Origin of the sequence: Streptococcus suis (assembly GCF_046032115.1) — a bacterium.
GTDB classification, from domain to species: Bacteria; Bacillota; Bacilli; order Lactobacillales; family Streptococcaceae; genus Streptococcus; species Streptococcus suis_AJ.
Genome location: NZ_JARQOZ010000018.1, coordinates 1 through 12,957 on the forward strand (window position 1 = coordinate 1; position 12,957 = coordinate 12,957).

The window sequence follows — 12,957 nt, forward strand, 5'->3', positions numbered from 1 at the left end:
TTACCGTGGCGATTTTTCTTTTTGAAAGTTTGAAAAGCTATGATGGGTAGGGCATAACCAACTACGGGAATGATTCTTATCGTTTTTCTGTAAAAAAATACCTGCAGAGCTCAGCGCTACAGGTATTTTGTTTACTATACTTGTTCTTCTAAACTTGGAAGGGAGATGGTCCGTTTGACCCCATCCTTATCTACAAGTCGAACAACTTTGCTTGTTGCATCATATTCGAAAGCTTCAAAAGAAACTTTGTAACGGTCTGAGAGCGTGACCAGACTTTGTTCAAAGGTTTTGAAGTCCATGCCAAACTCTTCTGCTCTTCGTTTTAATTCTTCTGTAAACTCGTCAATTTCCTCAGTTTCTTCAGAAATAATTTCTTCATCACTTTCTTCCGTCTCTGTTTCTTCTGTTGATTCAGATGGTGTACTTGGTGTAAATACTCCCCAGCCATCGTCTGAAACAGGGCGTTCTTGTGGATTAGTCATGTAGTATTTAACCGTTGCTAGGAAATCTTCTAGACTATACCCTTCAGGACTTCTTGCACTACCTTGGTCAAACCATTTAAAGGATACATAGTGATAGTGATCTTGATGCGGAATTACCAGAGTCCCGTTGCGTACTTCGGTCGCATAGCCAGCATTGTAGGTCAGTGCTTCGAAAGGAACGACTTTCTTCGCTTCAACTCGGTTGTAAATTTCCTCTGCTGTTTCTTTGGCAACTTGTGGCTGTTCTGGCGTTGTTGTCTCGCCTGCACTTGCTCCTGTTTCAGTTGGTGCAGGTGTTGACGGTGAACTAGAATTAGATTTCTCACGTTGAGCTACCATAGCCTCTGCTGGGATCAGCTCGCTTAAGTAATTCAAATCACTCTTATTAATCCGACGGTAACCATCTGTAATCACACGTGGGATGCGATAGTTATCCGTACCTATTTTCACTTTTGGATCTAATAGGTCTGCTGGGTCAAAAATATAGCCATCTTTTGTTGTATATTTTCCTGCTGCCTTAGCTTCTGCCAATTCTTCTGCCGAGTGAACAATTTGCCAATTTTTCAAACCTGCACGTTTCTCAATTGGTGTGACATTTTTCGCCAATTCTTCAGCGTCTCGTTTATCAAGAAGAGTTTGTACAGCTTCCAATTCTTCTTTAGATAAATCTTTCTTGGAAATTGAACGCAGAGAACCACCTGTCGCTCTTGGTAGACTGAATGCTTGACTAAAGACAAAACTTGCTGGATCTAGTACGTCTTCCGCCGAGAAGATATAGCCATCATTTGTTGCAAATTTCCCTTTTGCACGTGCATCCATGACTTCTTCTGCGGTGTGAATGATTTGCCAATTTTTCAAGCCTAAGCGGTTTGCTTTAGGTGTTGCATTTAGAATTGGGGGAACAAGATCCGTTGCTTCTCCATCACCATGTCCACTTGTAGTCCAAGCAGATGGACGAATTTCAGGATGTTGCATGATATAACGGATCGTTGCAATTTGTTCCTTACTCAACCATGTGTAAGGTAGGACGTGGATGTGATCAATGTGTGGAATAATAAAGGATTGTCCAGTATCATAGGTCGCATTCGCTCCCTTCATCGGAATTTGATCCATACCGACCAACATGGCTGGCTTAAGATCTCCTTCTGCAAGCGGTGCAATATCAAAGATATACTGCTTATCTTTTTCTGCCAAGGTCAACTCAGCAAAAGAGATTTTCATCAAATCTAATTCGTCACGACCATACGTATAAGTTTTTCCACCTACTTCCATTTCATAAACAACTTTTCCAGCCAATTTACGTTTAGCCGTTACTTGTTTGTATTCAAATGCAGGGCGGTTTTCTTCTTGAATTGGTTTTACAGGTTTTGAATCATTCCCTTGACTTGGTGTTGTTGGGTTAGCATCGTTTCCTACTTGTTCTGATGTTTTCGGCGGCACTTGTTTGCCCGCCTTCTCATTTACCCATTCCTCTACTTGCTTGATTTCAAAATCTTCGAGTTCGCCAAAACCAACATAATGGAAATGATCTCCATGACTAGCTATCAACCCTTGATCATCAACTGAGGTAATAGAGGATTTGCTAAAGGTGTATCCATCACTTGTAAAATATGCCTTACCATCTAATCCTTTTCCATAAGCAGGAATTTGACGTCCCATATAGGAAACCATTTTCCCTGTTGACTGCTTCGGTTGTGTTGGCAATACTGGTTGTGTAGGCGATACCGGTTGCGTTGTAACCGTGCCGATTGGTGTTACTGGACGATTTGGTTGTGTCGGTGTGTGTTGGGAGTGACTTGCTTGTGCACCAGAAGAAACACCTGCTCCATTTACACCAATCATTCGAGAAATCTTCTCTTCTAGAGGAGACATCTGGCTGTATGGGATAAAGTGGTAATGGTCGCCGTGTGGAACGATAACACCTGCTGCGGTTTTCTTCGTAATCGTTCTTGGGTCAAATACCAATCCATCTGCTTCTACATGGCGTTGAGATAGCGGCGTTGCATCCAATTGAGCCAATAAACTAGCCAAATCCTGACCTTGCCCCACACTAATTGTTGTCTGTTGTGCTCTATTGTTTCTATCGCCATATTGACTACCACTAGCCGAGCTCACGCTTCCTTTTTGATTCCAGTAATCTTGAGCAGCCTTCAATTCGGCAGCTGATAAATCTTTTTTAGGAATAAAGTGGAAATGGTCGCCGTGCGGAACGATAAAACCATCTCCCGTGTCTTCAATAACATCTGTCGGATTAAAGACATAGCCATCGTCTGTTCTGTAGCGGCCGTCTTTACTATTTCCTGCTGCCTGATTCTTACTGTCAGCAGAAGAGATTCCTTTTTGCCGCTCCACTTCTTCTTTGCTACGAACATTTTTACGTTTGCTAGGGTCTTTTAGATAGAGATAGTATTTCCCGTCGACTTTTATGACGTAGCCATCTTGAACTTCATTGATGATGTGACTGTCTTGTAAAACATAGTTCGGGTCCTTCATGACCAACTCTTCACTAAAAATCGCATCAAAAGGGACTTTACCATTATAGTAGTGGAAATGGTCACCGTGTGATGTCACATAGCCTTGATCAGTAATTTTAACGACTATCTGCTCTGCGTCAATATTTTCCTTGGCAGAAACTTGATCAGGTGTTAATTGTTCAGCAACGGTAGTTTGTACACTTTGACTATCTTCAATATAGGACACACGATTTTTTTGCTCTTCCATCGCTTGGAAACGTCCAAGCTGATAGCTACAGAGACTCATCCCTAAAACAAGGGCGGCTACGGAGCCAACAACTACTTTTTTCTTCATTTTTTCTCCTTTCGGTCGATAGAATTCGGCCTTTTATTTTAACTCTCGAGCTAATGTTTCTAAGACTTGCTCTAGATTTTCTAGATAGGTTAAATTATTTTCCGGATCTGCTTCAAGAGGATCCAACACTTTTAAGTCCACACCTGTCGAACTCGCCAATGCCTTGGCAAGCTTATCCGAGGCACCTTTTTCTGTAAAAATTGTTTGCACATTGTAGGTGTCAACAAATTCTTTAATTTCCGCCAACTGTCTAGGGCTTGGTTCCTCCTCTGAAACTCCTGCGATTCCCAACTGCTTCAACCCGAAGCGTTGCGCAGTGTAAGAGAAGGCTGTGTGTTGAGTGACAAATGTTTTTGATGTGGCTTTTGAAAAGATTGGGCTATACTTGTCTGCCAACTTTTGCGCCTTTTCCTCCAAGGTTGCGGCATTTTGACGATAATAATCCGCATTCTTAGGATCACTTTCTGCTAAAAGTTCACCGATCGCAACAGCTTCCTGACCAACTAAAACCGGATCCAACCATGTGTGAGGGTCATATAAACTAGCTTCATCAATCCCTTGACCAGCTTCCATGTCTTCTAAGCCTGGAACCTTTGTCAGCGGTAAATTAGTCGAAGCCTCCAAAACCTTGACAGATGAACCTTGCAAATTAGGTTCCAAACGTCCTGCCCAGGATTCCAAAATTCGCGAATGATAGATAAAAACATCTGCATCGTATATGGCCTTTATGTCCGCAGCCGATGGTTCATAAGAGTGTATGCCCTGTCTTGACCCAATCATTCGAACATCATTTTTGCTCCCAGACACTTCCTTAACCAGTGAATATATTGGGTAAAATGAGGTGACTATTTTCATTCCTGGCTGTACTTGACTCGCTTCCTTCTGAGCCGAGCAAGCTGCTAAAACAAAACCGAATAAGGCAACAAAACAGCCCCTTATCACTTTCTTTAACATAACTACCTCCTTTATTAACCAGTTAACTATATCACAAGAATGTTAACCAGTCAAGCATTTTTTTTAAAAAAAGATGGGAGTGGGAAAGAACTCGACCAGTCTAAAAAGATGATTAAACAAAAAACCCGACCAGAGTCGAGTTTTACAATTTACATTATTATTTTACAGTTGCAGTGCTTGTGATCACTTCTACAGCTTTCTTCACAGCGATGTCGTGTTTAAGCATTTCTGGTGAAAGCAAGCTACGAACTTGTGCCACTTCCATGTTGTAAGTTGCTGCCAAATCTTCGATTTCTTTGTTGATTTCTTCTTCAGTTGCTTCGAAACCTTCTGCTTTCGCTACTGCTTCAACAACCAAGTTTGTCTTAGTGCGTTTTTCAGCATCTGCTTCGTATTGTTTATGAAGGTCTTCACGAGTTGTACCAGTAATTTGGAAGTACATATCTGGTGAGATACCTTGTTGTTGCATACCACCCAAGAATTCGTTGATTGCACGGTGAACTTCTTCGTGGATCATTTCTTCTGGCAATTCAACGATTTCAGCGTTTTCTACAGCCAATTCAAGAGCTGCTGATTCAACTGCATCGTCAAAGGCAACTTCTTTTGCTGCTTCCAATTCTTTACGGTACTTAGCTTTCAACTCATCAAGTGTTTCTACTTCTTCGTCGATGTCTTTTGCCAATTCGTCATCCAAAGCTGGAACTTCTTTTGCTTTTACTTCGTGGATTTTTGTCACGAAGAGGGCTGGTTTACCAGCAAGGTCAGCTGCTTGATAGTCTTCTGGGAAAGTCACTTCAACGTTTACTTCTTCACCAGCTGCGTGGCCTACCAATTGTGCTTCGAAACCTGGGATGAATTGACCTGAACCAAGTCCAAGTGAGAAGTTCTCGCCTTTACCGCCGTCAAATTCAACACCGTCGATTGAACCTACAAAGTCGATAACAACTGTGTCGCCTTCAGCTGCTGGGCCTTCTTTGATAACCAATTCAGCCAAGTTGTTGCGTGCAGCTTCGATTTTTGCATCTACTTCTTCGTCAGATACTTCTTTAGTTGCTTCTACTGAAACTGCCAAGTTTTTGTAGTCACCCAATTTTACTTCAGGTTTTGTCACAACTTCAGCAGTGATTGTCCAGTCTTGGCCTTTTTCCATAGATACAACGTCGATTTTGGGTTGTGCAACGACTTCAAGACCAGCTTCAGCAACTGCCGCTTCATAAGCTGCTGGTAAAAGAGCGTTTACTACATCTTGGTAAAGTGCTTCTTCACCAAATTTTTGGTTGAAAACGGCACGTGGCAAGTGACCTTTACGGAAACCTGGAAGATTGATATCTTTCTTAACTTTGTTGAAAACGCGGTCCAATTCTGGTTTGATTGCATCTTGACCGATTGTAAAAGTCAAAACGCCGCGGTTTGTTTCTTTTGCTTCAAATGATACAGACATTCTGTCATTCTCCTTAAAATTTTATTGCATACTCTTCATTATACCACAAATGACAAGGATTTCAACGATTTTATAGCGGACTTTTGGGAAATGGCAGCGCTGGAAGCTAATCTTCTAATCTGGTTGTTGTCCGTCGTGGGCCAGCCACTTGCAGTCAGTCAAACTCATTTCCGAAAAGACGGCTTCAAAAGAAGAATCTTCTGGCGAGCAGGCATAGATTCCAAAATGGATTTTTCCACCGCCTTCATGTAGGTGACAAATCCGCATCTGCTCAAAATGGACACCATCTTTAGAGTTTTCGATGCAGAAATCGCTACCCCGTCGGCTCAAACGGTAATAGATTGACTTGACAGAAGCAGGTATTTCCAGAGTTGCCCAGTCTGAAAAACCGTGATTGGTCACGACACTGCCTAAGTGCTGAAAGTCTTCATTTTCATACTCAATCGAGCCCTTAATCCAGTTTTCCGAATCCTGATAAACCACGACACCACACTGGTCAAAGCGGGTATGACTATTGGAAAAATCCGTCTTAACCGTAAAGGAGAAATACTCTTCCTCCGTATCCATCAAGAGCAAAGGGGCATTGTCATTGACAAAATGGTAATAGGTCTTCTGCCACAAGTCCGTATGAGCTTGGGTTGTGATTCTGATTTCCTTATCTGAAATCTGGTAGTTTTCTGGTTCTCGCACCCAGTAAAAATTCTTCGTGTTCATTTGCTTTCCTTTCGTTTTAGATTATTATACAGACAAAAGATAAGGAAGACAAGTAACTCAATCAGCTCTTTCAAGAACAAGCTGAGGTGATTTTGGGGACTTTGCAGGCCTTGTATCATCAAGAGTAATAGGGACTATTCCTCCAAAAAGGCTATCAAGGCTGTCGAAAAGGCCTCTGCATTTTGGAAGATAGATCCGTGACCCGCATTTGGATAGATGATCAGTTGGCTGTTTTTGATTTTCTCATGCATGATATAAGAGTTCTCAGTCGGAACTTGAATATCCTTGTCGCCGTTGACAATCAGGGTGGGTTGCGTGATAAAGGCCATATCTTCTTGAGGGGCTCTGCCCCAACGTTTGATTGCCTTCAGCTGTGTCAAAAATCCTGGGACATTCATGTCCTTGTCTGCATCAGCAGCTTTTCTTTCTCCCATACGACCCAAAACTTTTTCAGCTTCCAGGCGACCTGCTTCATCGTGATTGTAGAAGATGTAGCGTTTTGGATCCACACGCTCCAGACCAGCCTTCAGCATATAGCGGAAGGTTTTTCCTGTTACCCTATCAACTTCAAGACCACCGCGATGACCTGTCCCTACAAGAATCAAGCGGTTGACCAACTGACTGTCAAGTCGGACGATTTCTTGAGCGATAAAGCCCCCCATAGAAAGACCGAGAAGGTTGATTTTCGTATGCCCCAAAGCCTTGATAATAGCAATAGCCTGCTCTGCCATTCCTGGAATAGTTGGAGCTACCTTGCCTTGACTGGCTCCGACGCCAGGCAAATCAAGAACAATGACATGCTCTTTTTCAGCTAGTAAGTCTAGCAATTTTGGATCCCAGTTGTCCAAGGTTGCGGCCAAGTGGACTAACATGACCAAGGGCAGTTTGGACTTGCCCTTACCTAGTTCACGGTAGGCAATCTGATTGCCAGCGACAGTAATGTATTGATTTTTAGTTGTGATATAAGACATAAGTACTCCTACTATTTAAAACTGAGGACAGTTTTTCCACGTGAGCGACCGTTTGCGACCTTGTCCAAGGCTGCGTTAACTTCTTCAAATGGGTAAACGGTGTCGATTGATGGTTTGATTTCTAACTTGCTGAAAATATCTGCCACTTCTTGCAGCTGTTGCCCATTGCTTTCTACGAAGATGAAATGGTAGTGTACTCCGTAGCTTTCCGCCATTTTATCAAACTTGCGACCAACCAAGCCAAGCAGGATTTGTTTCCATTTTGGCAGGTTCATGCGTTTGGCAAATTCGCCATTTGGCATGGCACGGAGGGAAACCAACTGACCACCTTTTTTCATGATCGACATTTGTTTTTCGGTTTCTGCACCGCCAAGCGTGTCCAGCACATAGTCGATTTGGGAGAGGGTTTTAGTATAATCTTCTGTCTTGTAGTCGATAAACTGGTCTGCTCCCAATGCCAATACTCGCTCTGCATTTGCCCCGTCACCGTTGGTAATAACCGTCAAACCCTTGGCTTTGGCAATCGGAATAGCCATCCCACCGACACCGCCTGTCCCGCCTGAGATGAAAATGGTCTTGCCAGCTTCTGCACCCATGAGATTAAGAGCTTGCATAATAGTCAAGGCCGTCAGAGGAACAGCTGCCGCTTCCACATCTGTCAGGTAGGCAGGAACTTTGGCAAGGGCTGTAGCCTCAACCGCTACATACTCCGCAAAGGCACCGATGTTGTCGAGAGGAAGACGACCAAAGACACGGTCACCAACCGCAAACTTGGTGACACTTGATCCAACTTCTGTAACCATACCAACGACTTCATTCCCCGCTGTTTGTGGCAATTTGTAAGGGACAATCATCTTGACATCTCCACGAGAAATCATGTTGTCCAAGGGATTGACACCTGCCGCGGTCACTTTGACAAGGACTTGATTGGGTTTGATTTGAGGTTTAGCAATGTCAGTTAGGTTAAGTACGATATTGTTTTTGTTATAAGATGTGTGTTGTGCTGCTTTCATGGTTTACTCCTTTTATTTCAAGACTTGTATCTGATACAAGTTAATGTTTATTCTTAGAAAATCTGACACTTGGTCAGATGCGTTTTTGATTGGCTGATTGGTAGAGATTGGTAATGACATTATCCAAGGTTTCTTGCCCTAGTTCTTTTTCAAGTTGTTCTTCAACTTTGGAAAAAATAGGGGACATGGCATTTTCAATGTGCTGACCAACTGGACATGCCTGGTTAGCATTTTGGTGAATTTGGAAGAGATTAATATGTTCTACTTCCTGGGTGGCAAAATAGATTTCCAATAAAGTCATCTCTTTTGGCGACTTACTTAACTGGTATCCTGATCGCCCTTGTTGCGAAGTGATGAGTCCTGCATTTTTCAGAAGTGCAATCACCTTACGAATGTAACTAGCATTGGTGCCAACACTTTCTGCTAAGGCTTGCGAGCTGAGGACTTCCTTGCTCTCACTAATCATGGTAAGAATATGAAGGGCAACAGAAAATTTTGTATCCATCATAAGATATTCCTTTCTGTTCATGTATCAATTACAAGGACAAGTTTATCAGATAATATTGAATTTGGCAACTATTATGCTTAAACATTTTAAACTCGTGCTCACAAAAAAAACCAAACTAATACTTAAAAGATAGTACTGTTTGGTTCTAAATTGAACACAAGTATATTTTGATGTTATTTTGTTTTGATATTTATTTTTTATTAATGAAATTAATCGTCCAACTTCCAACACCTGGAAGGACAACTGAACCGGCAAGCATTGGTAGGATGGTTTGACCAAAGATTACAGGACCATATTGACCACCAAGTAGGTAGTTTGCTGCAATTGCTCCTAAAACTCCAAGGAGAAGATTAACAATCCAATGTGCCAATGAAACCTTCTTGCTCAGTTTTGAGGCAATAAATGTGATTGCTACTGAAATGAAAAGACCGAAAAATCCAGATAAAATGATAGATAACATGAGATAAACTCGCTTTCTTTTTTTATAAAAATAGTATAATTCTTTAATTAAGTAATTAGAACGACAAGATGATGACAAAGTGTCGGTTATTATTTTTTAGTTTGTAAACGACTGACTATCCAACTCCCAACACCTGGAAGGACAATTGAACCGGCAAGCATTGGTAAGATGGTTTGACCAAAGATTACAGGACCATATTGTCTAAAGAGTAAATGGTTAGCTGCTACTGCACCTATAGCTCCCAAAACCCAATTTACTATCCAGTGGGCAAGAGTGACTCTAAATTTTAATTTATAAGCTGTAAAAGTCACTAGCATGGACACCGCATGTCCGAATAAAATTGTAATAGCTGTACTAATCATGAGATAAACTCGCTTTCTTTATTTGATATATAGTATAAAGTTAATATTAAGTATTTTGAACGACAAGATGATGACAAAGTGTCGGTTACTGTTTTTATCATTTCTACTACAGAAATTATTGACTATTTTTAATGTTTAGTAAGGCTTGTTTTGATTTTTCTAGGTTTAAATTTGTCAGATAAGGGACTGCCTGGTCTAATTGAGCATCAGAAAAGTGCCACCATTCTAGTTCGTTTAGAAATGTAATCATTTCAGTAGAAAACCGATAACGAATAATTCGTGCAGGATTGCCTGCAACAATAGCATAGTCTGGGACATCTTTTGAAACAACTGCATTACTGCCAATAACTGCACCATTTCCGATAGTCACTCCAGGTAAAATCGTTGCATTTCGACCAATCCAAACATCATGACCGACGATAGTATCTCCTTTTTGTGGCATATCCTGTACAGTCATACTAGTTTTATCAGCCCATTCATTTTTGACTAACATAAATGGATAGGTTGAAAAGGATGTCATAGAGTGATTTGCTGAAGGCATAATAAATTCTACTCCGTTTGCAATACTAGTAAAATTTCCAATGATTAAATTTGATCGCCCTTCTTTGTTATATAGAACATAGTCACGTTCAAAGTCCTCATGAATATTCTCCTTAGCAAAGTAGGTATATTTTCCAACAAAAATATTTTTGCTCTGTATGGTATCTTTTAGATAAAAGTTTTGTGATTTTGTCATTGTGAGCTCCTTTCGATTATGGTAGCTATTATACGCTAGTGTAACACCTGGCAACACGACAAGTTTTGAAAAAAGTGTTGGATTTTGTTATAATTAATCAAAATTAATCAAAATTAATCAAAATTTTGAGTGAACTATGGAAAATAAAGCACCATTAAGATTGCAACAAGCCCTAATTAAATTATTAGACCAACAAGAACTTGATCAAATTTCAGTAAGCAAGATTTGTAAAGAAGCTAGCGTTCATCGTTCAACATTTTATTCCTACTATAATCATCAATATGAACTTTTAGAAGATGCTTTACAAGGAATTTCTAGACTTTTCGATGAGGAATATGAGTTAGAGCAAACGAAACTACAACAAACTTCAGATATAGATAGTATTTTGGATACTTATTATTTAAAGCCATATCTCCTCTTTATCAAAAAACATAGAAAGTTATATCGTATCTATCTAGAAAGGTCTCGGGAATTTAATAAAGAAGAAACGTTTTCCTACCACATGGAAAAGACATTTTCAAAAAGACTTAAATTCAAAGGCATAAAAGATTCTAGGCAAATAGAATTAACTGCGCGCTTTTACGTAGCCGGTCTACGAGCAATAATAAATGATTGGGTGCTAAGTGATTGTTTAGACGATGTCGATGACATTATTCGCATCATTCATGAAATTGTATTTTAGGAGCATCATTTTGGAAAAAATTGATAAGCAGTTACAGTTCGTTAAAGATTATTGGCAGTACTTTTTACTAGCCAATGTTTGTATGCTCATCTTTGGCGCTTTAGTTATCACTAAAATCCTTCCAGATAGAAGTCTATTTAACATTCTTGCTAGTGTTTTATCAGGTATAGTTGCTGTTATTGACGTACTTCTACTAGTACAAGTTGTTCGAAGACTAGTTAATAGTGTATCTCTTATTCAAAATACATATTTGACCAGCCGTGTCTCACTTTTAGTTGGGACATTCTATAATGCTGTCTATGTATTATTATCCCTGATTTCGGGGTACCTTCATCAATCAGTTTGGTATTTGATATTTGCTTTTTATCATTTAACTTTTGCCTGTGTCAAATTTTTAATTGGAAAACGTTTCCGTAAAGAAGTCGAGGAAGAAGACTGGAATAACTATGGCAGAGTGGGAGTTTTCATCATCTTTTCATCAGGAGTATTTTTATCAATATTCTATTTTGTTACAAAAGGGATGGACAAGGTTAATTCAGCTTTTCCTTTGTTAGTTTATCTTACTGCACTAATCACATTCATCAATTTTATTAATTCTTTTTCTAGTCTGTTTCGTTATAGAAAAAATCCATCTCCTCGAGAAAAATCTAGTAAACAGATAAGTTTCACTAATTCATTATTTGCACTATTCTTTCTCCAAACTATGATGTTAAAACAGTTTGGACAAGCAGATAGCCATGAAAGTAAACTATTTTTGACCTACGCTCTTGGACTAAGTGTGCTCACTATCTTAATTGGGCAAGGGGTGTTTATGATACAAAAAGCTAAAAAACTCAAAAACTAAAAAACTTAAAATTGGCTGTGATAGATTTTATAGATTCTGTTTGATAAAGCGATTGATACTATCATTCATCACGCGAAGGGCTTGGTGTTCCACAGGATAGTGTCCACCGTTTGGCAACTGAACAACTTCCACTGGTACTTTTGAAATCTGGTCCAAGACAGGACGACTCAACTCATACGGTGTCCATTTATCCGCATCTGGTTGCGTTAGTAAAATAGGAGCAACCGCGAAATCCTTAGGAGCAATCTCTGGAACGTAGTTCATGTACGATTGCAAGAAATTGATAGAAGCAAGATTGCCAGCAGATGTCTTATCTTTCATAAAGACTTTGAGCAAGTCCTTGTCATTAACAAGAGCTGACATTTTGGAAGCAAACCACATAGGTAGCTGAAGACGACCCAAGCCCAAGGCTTTTCCAAGTGTCAACATAGGAACTCCAATTCGCCCCATGAGAACATGGCTGGTCGTTTGATCTCGGACAATCTGAGCCTTTTGATCCAAGAAGGTCATGCCGATAATCCCTTTTACCTTTGGATTGCGGGCAGCAACGTGATAGGTTTCCATTCCGCCTGCACTCAGGCCATACAAGAAAATCGGACGGTCATCTCGTGTCAATTCTCTATCAATCAAGGCCGCTCCAATCTCTACCCAGTCATCATATGTAACACTCTTACGATCGCGAACTTGGGAAACACCATAAGTTGGCATATCAATCATAATGGTTTCATAGCCATTTTTTGATTGTGGACCACCGAGAATCATAGAAATTTGTCGGCCATTTGTCCCTACACCATGAAAGGCAATGATTTTAGCTGGTGCAGCTGGATTTCTAAAAGTATCCAAGTGCAAGCGGTGCCCTTTGTAGTCCCACCACTCTTCCTTAGGTTGATAAGAAGCTGTAAACTGATAATCAGCTGGTAAAGATTTCATGATTTCTTTCCAAGTTGTTTGTGTTGTATAGGTCATTTTTTTATCCTCTTTT

The 12,957-nt window shown here is 40.3% G+C and carries 13 protein-coding genes; 2 read left to right on the top strand and 11 right to left on the bottom strand.

Annotation, left to right across the window (positions count from 1 at the left end; all coding sequences use genetic code 11):
- Positions 1 to 134 precede the first annotated feature (134 nt).
- From P7J36_RS06685 to P7J36_RS06730, 10 genes are all read right to left on the bottom strand, one after another.
- Positions 135 to 3,290: a pneumococcal-type histidine triad protein gene (locus P7J36_RS06685; RefSeq protein ID WP_408551581.1), complete on the bottom strand. Its 3,156-nt coding sequence runs from the start codon at positions 3,288 to 3,290 to the stop codon at positions 135 to 137.
- A gap of 33 nt (positions 3,291 to 3,323) precedes the next feature.
- Entirely contained in the window at positions 3,324 to 4,244 is a 921-nt protein-coding gene (locus tag P7J36_RS06690; protein ID WP_105119332.1) for a metal ABC transporter solute-binding protein, Zn/Mn family, read from the bottom strand.
- Between the two features lie 157 nt (positions 4,245 to 4,401).
- Positions 4,402 to 5,685 carry a trigger factor gene (gene tig / locus P7J36_RS06695; protein ID WP_024417529.1) on the bottom strand — a complete coding sequence of 428 codons (1,284 nt, stop codon included), beginning with the start codon at positions 5,683 to 5,685 and terminating at the stop codon, positions 4,402 to 4,404.
- Between the two features lie 114 nt (positions 5,686 to 5,799).
- The gene (locus P7J36_RS06700; RefSeq protein WP_408551582.1) at positions 5,800 to 6,399 is read right to left on the bottom strand and encodes a DUF1349 domain-containing protein; all 600 of its coding nucleotides are present in this window, start codon (positions 6,397 to 6,399) and stop codon (positions 5,800 to 5,802) included.
- Positions 6,400 to 6,533: 134 nt separating this feature from the next.
- Complete coding sequence (locus P7J36_RS06705) at positions 6,534 to 7,370, bottom strand: alpha/beta fold hydrolase (RefSeq protein ID WP_408551583.1); 837 nt, start codon at positions 7,368 to 7,370, stop codon at positions 6,534 to 6,536.
- Between the two features lie 11 nt (positions 7,371 to 7,381).
- Positions 7,382 to 8,383, bottom strand: a complete 1,002-nt coding sequence (locus tag P7J36_RS06710) for an NADP-dependent oxidoreductase (protein ID WP_408551584.1) — start codon at positions 8,381 to 8,383, stop codon at positions 7,382 to 7,384.
- A gap of 73 nt (positions 8,384 to 8,456) precedes the next feature.
- Positions 8,457 to 8,888 (bottom strand): Rrf2 family transcriptional regulator, encoded by a 432-nt coding sequence (locus P7J36_RS06715; RefSeq protein WP_408551618.1) that lies wholly within the window; start codon positions 8,886 to 8,888, stop codon positions 8,457 to 8,459.
- Positions 8,889 to 9,081: 193 nt separating this feature from the next.
- A complete protein-coding gene (locus P7J36_RS06720; RefSeq protein WP_408551585.1) occupies positions 9,082 to 9,261 on the bottom strand; it encodes a hypothetical protein in 180 nt (59 codons plus the stop codon).
- A gap of 179 nt (positions 9,262 to 9,440) precedes the next feature.
- The gene (locus P7J36_RS06725) at positions 9,441 to 9,713 is read right to left on the bottom strand and encodes a hypothetical protein (protein WP_252562677.1); all 273 of its coding nucleotides are present in this window, start codon (positions 9,711 to 9,713) and stop codon (positions 9,441 to 9,443) included.
- A gap of 115 nt (positions 9,714 to 9,828) precedes the next feature.
- A complete protein-coding gene (locus P7J36_RS06730; RefSeq protein ID WP_172065236.1) occupies positions 9,829 to 10,449 on the bottom strand; it encodes a CatB-related O-acetyltransferase in 621 nt (206 codons plus the stop codon).
- Positions 10,450 to 10,585: 136 nt separating this feature from the next.
- Between P7J36_RS06730 and P7J36_RS06735 the strand changes: the two genes are divergently transcribed.
- Entirely contained in the window at positions 10,586 to 11,131 is a 546-nt protein-coding gene (locus P7J36_RS06735) for a TetR/AcrR family transcriptional regulator (RefSeq protein WP_408551586.1), read from the top strand.
- Positions 11,132 to 11,141: 10 nt separating this feature from the next.
- The gene (locus tag P7J36_RS06740; protein ID WP_408551587.1) at positions 11,142 to 11,975 is read left to right on the top strand and encodes a beta-carotene 15,15'-monooxygenase; all 834 of its coding nucleotides are present in this window, start codon (positions 11,142 to 11,144) and stop codon (positions 11,973 to 11,975) included.
- Between the two features lie 27 nt (positions 11,976 to 12,002).
- Here the strand turns inward: P7J36_RS06740 and P7J36_RS06745 are convergent, their stop codons facing one another.
- A complete protein-coding gene (locus tag P7J36_RS06745) occupies positions 12,003 to 12,941 on the bottom strand; it encodes an alpha/beta hydrolase (RefSeq protein ID WP_408551588.1) in 939 nt (312 codons plus the stop codon).
- Positions 12,942 to 12,957 lie beyond the last annotated feature (16 nt).